The organism is Ilumatobacter sp., from assembly GCF_041688325.1.
Lineage (GTDB): Bacteria > Actinomycetota > Acidimicrobiia > Acidimicrobiales > Ilumatobacteraceae > Ilumatobacter_A.
Genome location: NZ_JBDNIJ010000115.1, coordinates 1 through 15,937, shown reverse-complemented (window position 1 = coordinate 15,937; position 15,937 = coordinate 1). Strand labels below are relative to the sequence as shown.

At 63.8% G+C, this 15,937-nt stretch carries 14 protein-coding genes; 9 read left to right on the top strand and 5 right to left on the bottom strand.

All coding sequences use genetic code 11. The annotated features are described in order from the left end of the window. Positions 1-1,257 (top strand): glycosyltransferase family 2 protein, encoded by a 1,257-nt coding sequence (locus ACH2EI_RS07710; RefSeq protein WP_395154663.1) that lies wholly within the window; start codon positions 1-3, stop codon positions 1,255-1,257. Here ACH2EI_RS07710 and ACH2EI_RS07705 read toward each other — a convergent pair. Beyond that, complete coding sequence (locus tag ACH2EI_RS07705) at positions 1,247-1,774, bottom strand: DUF4395 domain-containing protein (protein ID WP_395159625.1); 528 nt, start codon at positions 1,772-1,774, stop codon at positions 1,247-1,249. The genes ACH2EI_RS07710 and ACH2EI_RS07705 overlap by 11 nt on opposite strands. 132 nt (positions 1,775-1,906) lie before the next feature. Between ACH2EI_RS07705 and ACH2EI_RS07700 the strand changes: the two genes are divergently transcribed. Both ACH2EI_RS07700 and ACH2EI_RS07695 read left to right on the top strand, forming a co-directional pair. Beyond that, positions 1,907-2,836: an alanine racemase gene (locus ACH2EI_RS07700; protein ID WP_395159623.1), complete on the top strand. Its 930-nt coding sequence runs from the start codon at positions 1,907-1,909 to the stop codon at positions 2,834-2,836. Then, on the top strand, positions 2,827-3,927 hold the full coding sequence (locus ACH2EI_RS07695) for a DUF418 domain-containing protein (protein ID WP_395159621.1): 1,101 nt from the start codon (positions 2,827-2,829) through the stop codon (positions 3,925-3,927). Before ACH2EI_RS07700 ends, ACH2EI_RS07695 begins: the two co-directional genes overlap by 10 nt. A gap of 183 nt (positions 3,928-4,110) precedes the next feature. On the opposite strand, the gene ACH2EI_RS07690 is transcribed toward ACH2EI_RS07695, so the two are convergent. Continuing rightward, a complete protein-coding gene (locus ACH2EI_RS07690; protein ID WP_395154659.1) occupies positions 4,111-5,088 on the bottom strand; it encodes an ROK family protein in 978 nt (325 codons plus the stop codon). A 162-nt stretch (positions 5,089-5,250) separates the two neighbouring features. Between ACH2EI_RS07690 and ACH2EI_RS07685 the strand changes: the two genes are divergently transcribed. Beyond that, a complete protein-coding gene (locus tag ACH2EI_RS07685) occupies positions 5,251-7,008 on the top strand; it encodes a hypothetical protein (RefSeq protein ID WP_395159619.1) in 1,758 nt (585 codons plus the stop codon). A gap of 7 nt (positions 7,009-7,015) precedes the next feature. Here ACH2EI_RS07685 and ACH2EI_RS07680 read toward each other — a convergent pair whose 3' ends face one another. After that, positions 7,016-8,005, bottom strand: coding sequence for an isopenicillin N synthase family dioxygenase (locus tag ACH2EI_RS07680; protein WP_395154657.1), 990 nt, complete (start codon positions 8,003-8,005; stop codon positions 7,016-7,018). Between the two features lie 246 nt (positions 8,006-8,251). On the opposite strand from ACH2EI_RS07680, the gene ACH2EI_RS07675 reads away from it, so the two are divergent. The 5 genes from ACH2EI_RS07675 to ACH2EI_RS07655 all read left to right on the top strand — a co-directional run bounded on the left by ACH2EI_RS07675 (position 8,252) and on the right by ACH2EI_RS07655 (position 13,825). Continuing rightward, positions 8,252-9,031, top strand: coding sequence for an SDR family NAD(P)-dependent oxidoreductase (locus ACH2EI_RS07675; RefSeq protein ID WP_395154656.1), 780 nt, complete (start codon positions 8,252-8,254; stop codon positions 9,029-9,031). Continuing rightward, on the top strand, positions 9,028-10,347 hold the full coding sequence (locus ACH2EI_RS07670) for an amidohydrolase (RefSeq protein ID WP_395154655.1): 1,320 nt from the start codon (positions 9,028-9,030) through the stop codon (positions 10,345-10,347). Before ACH2EI_RS07675 ends, ACH2EI_RS07670 begins: the two co-directional genes overlap by 4 nt. Positions 10,348-10,449: 102 nt before the next feature. After that, on the top strand, positions 10,450-11,382 hold the full coding sequence (locus ACH2EI_RS07665; protein ID WP_395154654.1) for an aminotransferase class IV: 933 nt from the start codon (positions 10,450-10,452) through the stop codon (positions 11,380-11,382). Continuing rightward, the gene (locus ACH2EI_RS07660; RefSeq protein ID WP_395154653.1) at positions 11,379-12,086 is read left to right on the top strand and encodes an HAD family hydrolase; all 708 of its coding nucleotides are present in this window, start codon (positions 11,379-11,381) and stop codon (positions 12,084-12,086) included. Before ACH2EI_RS07665 ends, ACH2EI_RS07660 begins: the two co-directional genes overlap by 4 nt. Positions 12,087-12,193: 107 nt before the next feature. Beyond that, the gene (locus ACH2EI_RS07655; RefSeq protein WP_395154652.1) at positions 12,194-13,825 is read left to right on the top strand and encodes an AMP-binding protein; all 1,632 of its coding nucleotides are present in this window, start codon (positions 12,194-12,196) and stop codon (positions 13,823-13,825) included. A 38-nt stretch (positions 13,826-13,863) separates the two neighbouring features. Here the strand turns inward: ACH2EI_RS07655 and ACH2EI_RS07650 are convergent, their stop codons facing one another. After that, positions 13,864-14,610: a dienelactone hydrolase family protein gene (locus ACH2EI_RS07650; protein WP_395154670.1), complete on the bottom strand. Its 747-nt coding sequence runs from the start codon at positions 14,608-14,610 to the stop codon at positions 13,864-13,866. Positions 14,611-14,659: 49 nt separating this feature from the next. Then, on the bottom strand, positions 14,660-15,691 hold the full coding sequence (locus ACH2EI_RS07645) for a phosphotransferase family protein (RefSeq protein ID WP_395154651.1): 1,032 nt from the start codon (positions 15,689-15,691) through the stop codon (positions 14,660-14,662). Positions 15,692-15,937: the final 246 nt, after the last annotated feature.

Genomic DNA, 15,937 nt, shown 5'->3' with positions numbered 1-15,937 from the left:
ATGCACTTTGCCATCGACGGCACCTGGGAGCGCGCCGGCGCTGTTGTCGTCGCTGGATCTCCGCTCAAGGTTTTTCGTCTGACGGCACCCGGCGCACGGATCGCCAGGCAGATCGAGCAAGGCGCTGACGTCGCCTCGTCGACGTTGACGGACCGCCTGCTCGATGCTGGCGCGATCCATCCCGAATACCGTTTCGAGTACCGCCCCGATGCCACGAGTGTGTTCACCGTCGATGACGTCACGGTCATCACCCCGCAACTTGGTGGTGCCGCAGCGACCGACGGACGAGTGATTGTCGACGACGGCTCCAATCCGCCGATTGCAGGGGCGACGATCCGGCTCCACGACAACAGTGGTCCTGGTGCCGCCCGCAACGCCGGACGCCCACTTGTGACCACAGCGCTGGTGGCATTCGTCGACGCCGACGTCGATCTGCTGGCCGACGTGGGCATCGGATCTTGGCTGACGCCGCTCCTCTCGCACTTCGACGACCCGAGCGTCGCGCTGGTCGCCCCGCGCGTCGCAGGCGAACCAGGCTCGCCGCTCGACCTCGGAGACAAACCCGGCCGCATTCGAGCCGCCACGCGTCTCGGTTACGTGCCCGCCGCCGCGATCGTTGTCCGGGCCGATGCATTCGATGCAGTCGGCGGCTTCGACCCAACGTTGCGCTTCGGCGAAGACGTCGACTTCGTCTGGCGGCTGGATCAGGCAGGGTGGCGCTGCCGCTACGAACCGGCGTCAACGGTGTGGCACGAGCCGCGTTCGAACTGGCCCGACCGGCTCCGTCAGCAGGCCGGCTACGGCTCGGCCGCCGCACCACTCGCGCTCCGCCACCCCAACGCGCTCGCACCGATGCACACGAACGGATGGGCCGTCGGCTCATGGCTGAGTGTGCTGGCCGGCCACCCGGCAGCTGCTGCTGTCACGGTTGCTGCGAGCGTCGCGTCGCTCGTCCGTCAGCTGCCCGATGTCTCCACGGTGTGGTCGTTCAGGACAGCACTCAACAGCCACCTCCGCGGCCTTCGCCAACTCGGTGTCGTGCTCCGACGCGTGTGGTGGCCCCCGCTCGTCGTCCTGGCCTTCTTCTCGAAGCGGATGCGGCTCGTGGCATTCGGTGCAGTTGCACTCAATGTCCGGGCGACACCGACCGATGTCGCCTACGGGTGGGGCGTGTGGTCAGGAATCATCCGACACCGCACGTGGCGTCCCCTGATGCCAAAGTTCGTTTCCTGGCCCAGACGATCAACTACTCGCTAATCGCAACCTGCGATTGGGCAACAGCCCGGCGCAGCCGCTCGCTGATGTCATCGCAATCGTCGCAGCCCCAGATCGCCGCGTACGCGATGCAACCGAGGCAAAACGCCGCGAAAGCCTCGAGGCTCGCCGCGATGATCAACATTGCGATCAAGACAAAACTCACGGTCGGAGCGCCGACCAGCCAGCCGACTGCTGCTCCGGCTGTACAGCCGAGCCCGATGCCCTGAGCAAAACGCTTCGGCGGGCCGGGGACCCGGCGCGACGGAGCGCTCATCAGACGTTCAACGACGGGAGTGGCCACGCGTGTCGAGAACTGGCCGAGCGGCGACAGCGTCGGCCCAGTCAGCACACGCGCGACGAACCCGAACACGAGCACGCCGAGCATCCAGCCTTCATGGAATACGAGGAACGCGGCGGCTTGAACGACCACACCGAATGCAACGAGCCGCGCCGATGTCTCGTTCACCGGATCCGGGAAGTTGAACAACCGCTGCACTCTGTTCGTCGCCACGTTCATCAGAACCTCCACGACCACCCCGGTATTCCCGATCAATACGGTCGCGTATGAGCCGCGGGACTTATGAGTTACTGGGACCCGTGAGCTTCTGGTGGCCGCGGATTGCTGGGTTGAGCGATTACCGTTCGTGCCGTGACGGTACGGCTGACGATTCGCACGGCGATCTGGCGGTCGCAGGTCGCGCGTATCGCCAACGCTGTCGATGGTCTCGTGCCCGTCATCAAGGGAAACGGCTACGGCTTCGGTCGAAACTGGTTGGCAAACACGGCCGCCCAGTTCTGCGACACTGTGGCCGTCGGCACCGTCCACGAACTTGACGGTCTCCCCGACGCGTTGACCGCGGTCGTCCTCACGCCGACGCTCACTGCCCCGACGAGCACCAACCCCATTCTCACGGTCGGCGCCGACGAGCACCTCGCTGCACTCGCCGGTTGGAATGGGCGCGTTCTCGTCAAGCTGGCGAGCCCGATGCGACGCTTCGGACGCGACACCACGCTCATCGATCGTGTCCAGGCTTCCGGGCTCGACGTCGTCGGGGTGAGCATCCATCCGCAACTCGCAGGCACCGACGCCGAACATGCGGCGGTAATCACCGAGTTGCTGCCTGCCATCGATCCGGCAATCCCTGTGTGGGTCAGCCACCTCGACCTCGACTTCTACGCCCAACTACCGACGACTCATTCGTACCGGTTGCGGCTGGGAACGACGCTGTGGCACGGCGACAAGCAGGCGCTGCATCTCACTGCCGACGTCATCGACGTCAACTCAGTCAATGTCGGCGACACCGCCGGCTACCGGATGGGCCCCGTCGGCGGCAACGGGCACCTCGTGATGATTGGCGCCGGTACGGCGAACGGCGTCTCCGCCATCGACCAGGGCGAGCTCGGCAGCCTCAGCCCCTTTCATTTCGAACGCACCCGCCTCGCGCTGCACGAAGCACCGCACATGCACACGACGATGGCATTCGTCCCCGACGGCTCACCGACTCCGGCCATCGGCGATCGCGTCGATCTGCAGCGACCGATGCACATGACCGCTGTCGACGAGTATGAATGGCTCTGAACACCAGCACGGCCACCTCGACCTCGGCAGGCTCATTGCGCCGCCTGCCCGGCCCCGATGTCGTCAGAGCAATCGCACTCATCGGCGTGGTGGTGATGAACTACCACGGCTACCTGATCATCAGGGGTGGTGAACGAAGCGGCGGCTGGGCAAACGATCTGTTCGACCCATGGACCGGGCCACTGTCGTCGCGCTTCGCCGCCACATTCGTGCTCGTTGCGGGCGTTGGCGTCACGTTGCTCACGCGCAAGGCGGTGCGCAACGGCGGCGACGAAATCACCGAAATGCGCTGGAGGTTGGCCCGACGCGGCGCGTTGCTCTACGCGGGAGGACTGTTCCTTGAGACCATCTGGGCCGGCACGATCATTCCGTTCTACGGCGCGATGTTCGCCCTCGCCGCACTGATGTTCACACTCCGCAGCAGGTGGATCGCGCTCGTCGGAGTACTCGCGGTTATCACCGGGGCGCTGCTGCGGGTCTGGGAGTTCCAACAGTTGCAAGCGGGCGAGAGCACACGTTGGGTTTTCTACCCTGACAACAACGCGCCAGAAAGCTTCCTGCTCAACGTGTTCGTCAACGGGACACATCCGCTGCTCCCCTGGCTCGGATTCTTCTGCGTCGGCATGTTGCTGGGGCGGGTGCTCAACACAAGCTGGTGGCGCTCGTCCGCACTCGGTGCCGGGACGATGCTCTTCAGCGGGGCTTCGATCGTGTCAGGCCTCGCCTCGACTGACTTCCAACGGACGGTGCTCTCCACCAATCCGGGCAGCCCGGGCCTCGTCTACGTTGCCAGCGCACTCGGTACCGCACTCATCGCATTCGCGGCTATTGACATGATCGCCAATCGATTCGAAGACCAGACCGATCCGCTTCGGCGTGCCGGACAGATGACGCTCACCCTCTACCTGGCGCACATCTTCCTGTTCAACTTCATCGTCGACTGGGTCGGTCTGGTCGAGCCCGGCGGGCTGACGACGTCACTGCTTTTCTCACTCGGCTTCTGGATCGCGGCGATCGCTGCGGCAAACACGTGGCATCGCCGATTCGGACGCGGCCCGGCCGAGCGCATCTATCGCGCAATCGGCGGCTAGCCAACCGGCACTGACAAACCGGCGAGTTCGGACGCCCGACAGTCACAACGACCCCTCACGTCAGCCGCCCAGACGCCGGCGAACCTGCACCATGTGAGTGTTGCGTAACCTGATCTTCGTCATCTGTCATCTGTCGAATCAGCCCGCAGGCAGCAGCCCCGCCTCAGCGCTTCGTGCGAAGAATCAGTGCGCGCCGCGCGCCGCGCGGCGGACGCCACGCCAGCCGACGGCACCTGCGCCGATCAACGGCCCCGAATCAGCGAGCCGCGACGGCGTGATGCGGGCTCCTCGGCTGTACGCGAGCCGGACGTTCTCATCAAGTGCGGCCTGGGCCGAGTGAAAGAAGGTCGCTGCGAAGCCCAACGTAACGGCACCACCGACGACCACGAGGGTCAGGTCGAGCGAGTTGCAGATCGACGCAGCTGCGCGGCCCACAAGGGTTCCCGTGCGCTGCATGATCTCGTAGGTCGGTTCGCTCGGCGGCCGGCCGGTGATCTGCTCGATGGCCAGGCCAGATGCTTCGGCTTCGAGGCAGCCTTGGGCACCGCAACCGCACCGACGGCCGAGTGGCTCGACGATGATGTGGCCAATGTGGCCAGCATTGCCGGACTCTCCATCGAGAAGTTCGCCGTCGAGCACGATGCCGCCGCCGATGCCGGTCGACACGGTTATCGCACAGAAGTCGCGCTGCCCCTGCGCTGCGCCCAGCCATCCTTCAGCCAACGCCAATGCCTTTGCGTCAAGATCGCCGAACATGGGCAGACCGGTCAGCTCTTGAAGTCGAGCTCGGAGTGGAAAATCACGCCACTCGGGGATGTTCACCGGCGAGATGGTCTCGAGTTGGCGAGTGACCGGTCCAGCAGCGCCGACACCGAGCGCACGAACTCGCGCACCCTGATAGACCGCCTGCTGCTGCATTTCGGTGACCAACGTCGCCAACAACGTGTAATGCGACTCCGGGCCGACGTCACGCTCCACTTCGACACGCGACCGCGCAATAAGCTCACCGCGTGCCGTGACAAGGCCAGCAGCGAACTTCGTGCCACCGATATCGACCGCCAGGATCACGTCGATCAGCGGCAGAGGGCCCACCTCAGGCGAATCTTCGGCGTCGACGGCGACCGGTTCGACCGCCTCGTCCGCCTGTTCGGGGTCAACCATGCACCCCAGACGGTAGCTTCTCGCGGAGGCGACCGGTTGCACAAGCTACGGTCACGCACAGCCTCAAAAAATTCTTGCGGTACTTCGGCATCGAATGTGCCGATGAACCATGGTTTGAACTGCGCGAATTTTGCGGGGTTCTTGACCCACCCACACTTCGTCATGACTCCCAACCCCTCCATCCGTCACCATTCGCCACTGAAACGGATTGGCGTCGTCGCAGCAGCCGCAGTGCTCGCTCTGTCTGCTGCGACAACCGCCGTGGCAAGCGTCGGCCAAGAGTCAGCCAGCGTCGTCCAGGAATTGGCTGGCGAGCCGGCGCCTCACAGCGCCACCGCCGCGACCGCGACCGCCGCCATCACTGCCACCATCACTGCCACCATCACTGCCACCATCACTGCCACCACCACCACCGTCCCGGTTGAGTCTGAAACGACAACCACGACCACGGTTGCCCCGACAACAACCCCGTCGACGACCGCTCCCGCCACCGTTGTCTCGACGACCATTGCACCGGCCCCGCAGAACATCACGATCTACGCCGACGAGATCGAGAACGTCATGGCAACAATTCGCTACATGGAGTCGCGCGGCCAATACGGCCTCCCGCCAAACCGGGGCAACGCATCGGGCGCCTACCAGTTCATCGGCTCCACTTGGGCCAACCACGGCGGCTACGCCCACGCCTACCTGGCACCCCCGCACATTCAAGACGAACGCGCCGCCCTCGACGTCGTCCGTTTCCTCAAGCAGTGGAACAACGACGTCTCCATGATTCCGGTGATGTGGTATTACCCACGGGCGTCTCGCGAACCAGCTCTGATGGACATCGTGCCAGTTCCGTCGGCAGGAAATGTGTTGACCATCCGCGAGTATCAGACTCGGTGGCTCGGGGTCTTTGCCACCATCTCCGGACAGCCAGTACAGCAGTCGCTGTCGCAGTCGTTGTCGCTCAGCGAAGCCATTGGTCGACTCGGCGCCCCACCGCTCCTCAAGCGCAGCAACGACGGCATCGCTCACGTGGCGTACCCCGTTCTCGGCCCATCACGTCTCGCTGCACCCGACTGCAACGCCCTGACAAACGGAGCCGGGGCGCAAGCTGACACGTCGATCTCGCGTGCTGACATCGAGGCCGCAGGCCTGTGTACACCGCAGGCTCCAGCCATCATCTTCGGAGTCAAGCTGCAGCCGATCCGTGCCGCAGCGGACGGTGTGGTCACCGCTGTTGACGACGAGCCAGGCTCCGATCAACCCATCACGGTGACGATCACAGATACCAACGGCCTCAGCTACATCTATGCCGGCTTCAACGACGACAATCAGGGCACCGCTGACGGGAACGCTCCTGACCATCTGCGCCTGACTGTGCTCGCCGAAGTGGGCCGCACCGTTCGAGCCGGACAGATCATCGGGTTCATGGGTGACACCGATCCGCTCCCCATGGGCGTCCGCGAAGACGTGCCGACTGACTCGACTGTCGTCATCGATCCCGACGCAATCGCCCCGCATCTCCGCCTGTCGATCATCGACTTCGAGGGCAAACCAGTTGATGCATTCGGCCCGGTCGTCGATGCCTTGTTCGGCTCAACCTGCCAGGCTGGCATCGGGCAGTGGTCGGTCCCAGCCCGAAGCACAACTACCGCAGCCGTCACGGTCGAAACCACCGACGACAACAACTCGGTCGACTCCGAATGGGTCATCACCTCGACCGGCCAAGTTCAGGCCAACGGATGGGGTGCACTGATCAGTCCGAGCAGCCAATGCACATGGATGCCGGCCCAACCGTACGGTCCCGGCGCGGGCGGTTCGGATCAAATACCTGGCAGTTGGGGCCGCAACCTCAAGCTTGCTGCCCAGGTATGGGTCAGCCTTGCTCTGGCCGGCGACGACACAATGCCGGCGAACTTCCTGCGCTTCTGACGTTCGCTCACCTGGTGACGCGGCGTGCGTCTTCGACGAGATTGATCTCGTAGAGCACTTCGTTCAGCGCGTCTGCCGCACTCATCGCGGAGAAGCGCTGCGGGTTCTCAGGTGTGCAGCACGATGCCACCGGCGCCAGAACGGTCCAGGGCCGGGGATGACAGAACTGAACGACGCTGTACCGCTCACCGGTGAAGCCGGGAGCAGCGACGACGCGATGCCAACCAATCGGAATTGCACCATTGGTCAACCGCTCGAGCATGATTCCGGTGTTGATGATGACGCCATTGTCGGGGGCAACTGCGTCGACCCACTGGTCGTCAACCTTCACCTGGAGCCCGGGTGCGGTTGCCCGCGGCAGCGCGGTAATCAGATTGATGTCGCCATGCTCCGCCGCCCACACGTAGCTCGGTGCATCGTCGTCGGAGGCCGGGATCTCGCCCATCGACGGGTACCGAATTGCCCGCGTCAGGGTTGGCCCGTCCTTGACCATGCCGTCGAAGAACGTCTCGTGGCAGCCGATGCCTTCGGCGATGACGTGCAGGAACCGGCGCTGCAGGTCGGCGATTGAATCGTGGAACCGGTACAGCACGTCGGTGATACCGGGCACCACCGACTCGGGCAGCACCTGATCAGGGTACGAGTGCGGGAAGCTCCGCTTCAGCGGGTGGCCTGGGTCGATCTCGCGAGCCCAGTTCAGCATCTCTTTCCAGTCAGGCGTGTCGCTCGACGCAGCAGTCTCCACGAGGAGGCCCGTGTATCCGGTCTGGCCGCTGGCGCCTCGTGCCGTGCTCTGCTGTTTCTCGTCAGGGGTCTTCTCAAAGAACTCCCGCAGCATGCCGTAGGCCGTGTCGAGAAGGTCTTCGCTGAGGTCGTGGCTGGTATAGACGAATCCGGTCGCGAGGCTGCGGGTCACCCCGTCGACAACGGCTCGCCGCTGTTCGGAGCTACCGCGCTCGAAAGCCAGGAGATCGACGTCGAGGATCTGATCGCTCATGATAAGGAGACTACTGCGCTTCCGAAGTGCCACGATCTGGCGAAGACCACTCTTGCAGCACCCACCGCGCCCTGGTCTCAGCGCAATCAGCACGCCGCGCCCGGCAACCACTATCCGCCAAGCTTGCCCTCGAGCGTGAGCGAGTCGGGCGCCAGCCCAAACACCGCTGGCAACGACGTCAGTCGTTGCAGGCGACGAAGTCGCCAACGCCGTCAGGCGCACCAGCGTCTGACAAGCTCCAGCCTTATGAGTGATCAGACATCTGGGCCGGCCGACCTCTTCGACATGACGGGGCGCGTTGCCATCGTCACGGGCGGGTCACGGGGACTCGGCAAAGAGATGGTGATGGCGTTCGCCGAGCGCGGCGCTGACGTGGTGATTGCCAGCCGCAAGCTCGACAGCTGCGAACAACTTGCGAGAGACGTCGAGCGGACAACCGGCCGCAACGCGCTGGCGGTCGCGTACCACGCCGGCAGCTGGGACGACAGCAACCGACTGGCCGAGGTTGCCTACGAGCAGTTCGGCAAGGTCGATGTACTCGTCAACAACGCCGGCATGTCGCCGCTCTACAAGTCGATCGACACGATCACCGAAGAGTTGTACGACAAAGTGCTCGACGTCAACCTCAAGGGACCGTTTCGGCTCTCGGCGCTCGTCGGTACGCAGATGGCCGCCACCGACGCAGGCGGGTCGATCATCTTCGTTTCCTCGATTGCGTCGCAACGTCCAAGCCCGAACGAGTTGGTGTACGGCGCAGCGAAGGCCGGAATCAACAACCTGACCTATGGGCTGTCGCGCACGCTTGGCCCGAAGGTCCGTGTGAACTGCATCGTGCCCGGGCCGTTTCTCACCGACATCTCCAAAGCCTGGGACCTCGACGCATTCAACGAGCGCGCCGCGCAGGCGTACGCGTTGGAGCGCGGTGGGAAGCCGAGTGAAATCGTCGGCGCCGCCCTGTATCTCGCAAGTGACGCGTCGAGCTACACAACGGGCGCGCTCATCGACATCAACGGCGGGCCGCGTTGAGCGCTGCAGGTTCGCTCGTCATTCGCAACGGTGACGCGCTGATCAACGGTGCGGTCGTCAGCGGTCAAGACATCCACGTCGTCGATGGCGTGATCACGTCCATCGAGCCGACATCTGCCGAGTCGGTGACGGGTGACGTCGATGCCAGCGGACTCCTGGCGATGCCCGGGTTCATCAACTCCCACACACATGCCGCGATGACGCTGCTGCGCGGAGCAGTCGAGGACGTCTCGGTGGAGTCGTGGTTCAATAACCACATCTGGCCAATCGAGGTGAACGTCACCACAGACGACGTCCAACTCGGCACCGAGCTGGCCTGCGCCGAGATGATCCAGGCCGGCATCACCAGCTTCGCCGACCACTACTTCCACGCCGACCGCGCCGCTGCGGCTGTCATCGACTCGGGGCTTCGAGCAAACCTCGGCATGACATTCTTCTCGAGCCAGGGGCCTGCCGGTCTGGAAACCTCGACGTCATTCGCTGCCGACTGGAACGGCGCCGCAGGTGGCCGAATCACCACGTCGTTGGCGCCGCACGCCACCTATACCTGCGACGACGCCGACCTGACTTCCGCAGCCGAGGCTGCCAGCACGCTGGGGGTTCGCGTCCACCTCCATGCCGCCGAAACGATCGAGCAAACCGAGTCGAGTCTTGCAGCACGCGGCATCACACCGATGCAGGTGCTCGCCGACACCGGCGTGCTCGACGCCGGCGTACTCATCGCGCACGGCTGCGGGATCGTCCCTGACGACATCGCGCTGCTCGCGCCCTTCGCCGATCGCATCGGTGTGGCGCACTGCCCAAAGACCTACATGAAGCTTGCCACGAACCCGCTCACACCAATCGGTGAGCTGCGTTCAGCAGGCATCGCCGTCGGCCTGGGAACAGACGGCCCGGCATCGTGCAACAGCATTGACCTGTTCGAAAACATGCGGCTGACGGCGCTGACTCAGAAGTTCACGCATCGCGATGCCACTCGGCTTGGCGTCGGTCAAGCGTTGGCGATGGCAGGGCCAGAGTCGGCGCGCGCTATCGGAAGTTCGGCCGGGCGGCTTGCCGTTGGCGCACCCGCCGACATCATCCTTGTCGACCTGACCGGGCTCCACTGCCAGCCGCTCCACGACCCGCTCGCCGCGCTCGTCTACTCCGCTCGAGCGAGCGACGTCCGGACCACCATCGTCAACGGAGTCCCCCTGATGGTCGACCGCGAACTCCTCACCGTTGACGCCGCCGAGTTGAGTGCCCGAGTCGCCGCCCGAGCCCCCCAACTCCTCGATCACGACCCGACACAGTCAATCCAGACCTACGCCCCCTGACGTCGTTCGTCTCGTCTCATCCCAGCCCCAACCAGCCCATCCAGCCCGGCCACTTTCGCGCGGGTCAGAAGTGGACATCGCTGCGGCTGTCAGAATGACGCAATGGCCCACGGCACTCACGACTACGACATCGACCCGCGCAACGTCGACATCATCATCGGCATCAACGACGACCTGTTGCCGCGCGAGAAGGCAATGGTCTCGGTATTTGACAGTGGCTTCATGCTCGGCGACGGCGTCTGGGAGGGCATCCGAGTCCACGGTGGGAAGCTTGCGTTTCTCGACGATCACCTGCGGCGCCTCTACGAGGGCGCCATGGGCATCGACATGGACATCGGTCGCTCCCCTGCCGAACTGACTGCCATGATCCAGGCCACGTTGGACGCGAACGACATGGGTGATGCTGACGGCGTGCACATCCGCCTGATGGTGACTCGCGGGGTCAAGTCGACGCCGTACCAGGACCCGCGTTTCACGATCACGCCTGCCACCATCGTCATCATCCCTGAGTACAAGACAGCTCGCCCACAGACGTTGACGCAGGGCGTGCGGCTGTACACCGTCTCGATCCGGCGCGGCCGACCCGACGTGCAGGATCCAAAGTGGAACTCGCACTCGAAGCTCAACTGTATTTCTGCGTGCATCCAAGCAACCAAGGCCGGCGCCGACGAGGCGTTGATGCTCGATCCGCAGGGCTTCGTTGCCACTTGCAATTCGACGCACTTTTTCATCGTCCGCCATCCCGATGGCCCGGACGGTCCCGCCGAGGTGTGGACGTCAACCGGCGACTACTGCATGCCGGGCATTACACGACGCAACGTCTTGCGACTCTGCGGACAGAACGATGTGATTTGGCGCGAGAAGAACTTCAGCGTGACCGAGTGTTACGGCGCCACCGAGGCGTTCGTGACCGGCACGTTCGCCGGCATTGCACCGGTGACCGAAATCGACGGGCGGACAATCGGCACCGGTGCCCGTGGGCCCATGGTTGAGCAGTTGCAGCAGTGGTACGTCAAGATGCTGGAGAGCCTGTGACCCGGATTGCCATGTGGTCGGGGCCACGCAACCTCTCGACAGCGATGATGCGCAGTTGGGAGAACCGGGCCGATACGGCGGTTATGGACGAACCGCTGTACGCCGCGTATCTCGCCACAACTCGGCTCGACCACCCGGGCCTCGACGAGATCGTCGCCGCAGGCCCAACGTCATTCGAGGATGCGATCTCGGCGTGCCTCGCGCCCCTTGCAGACGGCATCGCTGTCAGCTATCAGAAGCACATGGCGCACCACCTGCTTCCCGACATGGACCGGTCGTGGCTCGACAGCTTTCGCAACGTGCTGTTGCTTCGCGATCCACGACGGGTCCTCATGAGCTACACGAAGGTGCGCGAGTCCGTGACGCTCGATGACATCGGCGTGCCCCAGCAGGTCGAGCTCGCTCAGCGCTGCGAGCTCGTTGTCGACTCCGACGACTTCCTCACCGATCCGGTGGGCTACCAGCGCGAAATCTGCCGTCGTCTCGATGTGCCGTTCGACTCGGCAATGCTGACCTGGCCAGCAGGACCACGCTCCAGCGACGGCGTGTGGGCTCGCCACTGGTACTCCGCCGTAGAGGCCTCCACGTCATTCGGACCACCCCCGGCAGATCCACCCGCTCCGCTGCCGCCGCACCTCGCACCAATTGTCGATCAGGCGGTAGCGATCTATAACGAGCTGCGCGTGAACCGGCTCACGATCTGATTTTCAGAACCTGGCGGACAGTCACACCGGAGTCAGCTTGGTTTCAGGTCGTGGCATGGCAGTCGCTGAGTGACGATTGGCACACGAGCGCGGTCTACGGTCAGACCATGGAGATGCATTTCGCCACCATCTGGGAATCGATCGCTGACGTCATTCCCGACGCACCCGCCATCACGACCGGCGACACGACCCGCACATGGGCCGAGTACGACGATCGTGGTGCACGAATGGCCCAGGCGTTCACTGCTGCCGGGCTCGGGCCGGACTCGAAGGTCGCGCTGTTCATGTACAACTCGAATGAGTACATGGAGACCCACTACGGGGTGTTCAAGATGCGCGGCGTGGCGATCAACGTCAACTACCGATACCTCGACGAAGAACTCTGGTACCTCCTCGACAACTCCGACTCGGAAGCGATCGTCTTTCACGCTTCCCTCGCTGACCGGGTCGCCCGAGTCGCCCATCGGCTGCCCAACCTCAAGCTGCTGATCGTTGTCGACGACCTGCTCGAGGGCGAGGAATGGATGGACGTTCCGGGTGCACAGGCATATGACGACGTGATCGCAGCCAACGCTCCGATGGAACGAATCGAACGCCGAGAGGACGACCTCTACATGCTCTACACCGGCGGGACCACCGGGATGCCGAAGGGCGTCATGTACGCAGTCGGTGGGTCGACGGCGAGCCTCGCCGCCGGCGGCTTCCCACTGCTCGGCATGGATCTCCCCGAGTCGGCCGACCAGATGGCCCCCATGGTCAAGCAACTGACCGACGCTGGCGGGCAATACACATCGGTCCCTTGCGCCCCGGTGATGCACGGCACCGGCTGCTGGCTCGGATGGTTCATCCCGATGCTCGGCGGCGCACACATCGTCAACCTCACCGCCCGCAGCTTGAAGGGACATGAAGTACTCGAGACCGTCGAGCGTCACCGAGTCAACGGACTCACCATTGTTGGCGACAGCTTTGCCAAGCCGCTGATCAAGGCACTCGATGAAGGCAAGCCAGACGGCTCGGCGTACGACATGTCATCAATCAGGATGATCAACTCGTCAGGCGTGATGTGGACCACCGAGGTCAAAGAAGACCTCATCGATCGCATCGAGCAGGTCGTGCTGATGGATGCGATGGGGTCAACCGAAGGCTCGATGGGCACCCAAATTACCGCCAAGGGCTTGCCAACCGAGACGGCCAAGTTCACCAAGGGCCCGCTCGCCAAGGTCTTTAATGAGCACGACGAAGAGGTTGTGCCAGGCTCCGGCGACGTCGGCATGGTCGCTGCAGGCGGCAACGTGCCGCTCGGCTACTTCAAGGACCCCGACAAGTCCGCCCGCACGTTCCGCGTGATCAACGGCGAGCGCTACTCGTTCCCCGGCGATTTCGCCACAGTCGAGGCCGACGGCACGCTCGTGCTGCTCGGCCGCGGCAGCCAGGTCATCAACACGGGTGGCGAGAAGGTCTTCCCCGAAGAGGTCGAAGAAGCGGTGAAGCGGGTCGAGGGAGTCCTCGACTGCCTCGTCGTCGGCATCCCCGACGAGAAGTTCGGCAACGCGGTGACCGCTGTGACGTCTCTGATTCCGGGCTCTTCAGTCGACGCCGCCACCATCATCGCATCAGTCAAATGCGACCTTGCCGGCTTCAAGGCACCGAAAACGGTCGTGTTCGTCGACGAGATCCCGCGAGCCCCCAACGGCAAGGCCAACTACAAGGCCGCCAAGCAGATGGCCGAATCCAGATAGTTACGCATGGGGTCAGGCCCCTTTCGCAACTCTCTCTTTCAGAGCAACTTTTCGACGAAAAAGTCGAGGACTCTCTGGACGCTCGCCTCGTCGCGCTGTTCAGTCAGCGTCGAGTGATCACTCTTGGCCATGCTCGGCAGTTCGATCGCGATGAAGGCGTCGCCGAGCTTCTCCCGCAGCGTCGCGAATCGGTCCCCGACCAGCTTGTCGCCGGCGAACCGGAGACCGAGCACCTGGCAGCCGTCCTGAGCTCGCTGGACAATCGCTGCCTCGTCGTCAGGCGACAGGTTGAGGTTTGCGCCCCGCTCCTTCTTGCCAACAGCGAACGGCAACGAGGGCTGCGCAAGCACCGGCGCAAGCATGATGTCGTCGACCATCATCCCGAGTGCGAAGCCACCTGAGAAGCACATGCCAACGGCACCTATCCCAGGCCCGCCGACCTCGTTGTGGACGTTTCGAGCAAGTGCACGGAGCCAGGCGATGACCGGTGATGTCTTGTTCAACGCCATCGTTGTGAACTCTTTGGCGATGCAGATCTTGATCATCGACTGCGCCAGATAGATCGGCGACGGCGCCCTCTCGGGAGTACCGACGAGCGACGGCATCACCACAGTGAATCCGCGCTCAACGACGTCGTTTCCGAACTGTGCAACCAACGGCGTGATTCCTGGGATCTCATGGATCACCAGCACTGCGGGGCCGCTGCCTCGCCGGTACGTGGGGAAGCTCATCTCGGCGGCGCTGAACTCGCCAGGCGTCCAGCCGGCCAATACGCCCGAACGAATCGGCTTGGTACCGGCAGGAAGAGTCGGAGTTGTTTCGGTCATCGTGGGATCAGTTCTTGTCAAGGAGTTCGAGTGCAACAGCCGACAGAAGTTCTGGGCCTTCGCGGAAATTGTCGAGTGTTTCCTGGTCGACATCTTGGTCGCCCATCGCACCTTGTGAGTACCGGGCGAAGACGCCTTCGGAGATTACCGCGAGGCGCCATGAGGAAAACGCACGGTAGTAGTTGATGTTGCTCAGATCGCGGCCGGTGCGGTTGGCATAGCGCTCAAGCATGGCTGCGTAGGTGGGGAACCCGTCGAGACCCGACGGGTCATTGTGGCGGCCTTCGTCGGTGCCCGGGTCGGTCCAATACACGCCGAGGTAGCCGACATCAGCGAGCGGATCGCCGAGTGTGCAGAGTTCCCAGTCCAGCACTCCGGTCACTCGATCCCCGTCGATGAGAACGTTGCCGAACCGGTAGTCGCCGTGAGCGATCGAGACGCCGACCTGGGTCGGCAGGTTTGCTGCGAGGCGACGGGCGACTTCGTCGACTGCTGGCAGGTCGCGCGTCTTGGAGTTCTCCCACTGCGTGGTCCACCGTTTGACCTGGCGTTCGACGTAGCCCTCACGACGCGCCAGGTCGCCGAGCCCGATGGCATCGATGTCGACGGAGTGGAGGTCGGCGAGCACATCGATCAGGTGTTCACTCGCGACGCGCCGCTGCTCGGGGGTGGTGTGCTCCTCGGCCCGTTCCTGTGAGTCGAGCACGACGCCTGCGACATGGCTCATCACATAGAACGGTGCACCGGTCACTTCGATGTCACGACAGACGCCCAACGTTTCCGGCACCGGCACATTGGTCTGGCCGATCGCCGAGATGATGCGGTGCTCTCGCTCCATGTCGTGCGCCGTGGCGAGCACGGATCCGGTCGGCGGGCGGCGCAGGACATACTTCTGATCGTTGACATCTGTGACGGTGAAGGTCAGGTTTGACCGGCCACCCACAATGGTGTCGAACCGAAAGGGCGCCCCCGCGCCCGCAATATTGGCCACGAGCCAGTCGGTCACCCGGGGCACATCGATTCCAGCGATCTCAATCACCACCAGAACGTACCGGTCGGCTCCCCACGCACTGCAACCGACAGCCCAGGTCTCTGTGTAAGCGATAACAGCAACCGACGCAGTTTCAGCTCATCCACACGCAGCAAACGTGATGGCGATGCGAAGCTGAGCGGCGATCAGGTCGTCCGAGGCCAAGAAAGCATGAACCCGAGTTGGCCTTCGCCAACGAGAGGAGAGGGCTGACGCAGGAAACGTGATGGCGATGCGAAGCTGAGCGGCGATCAG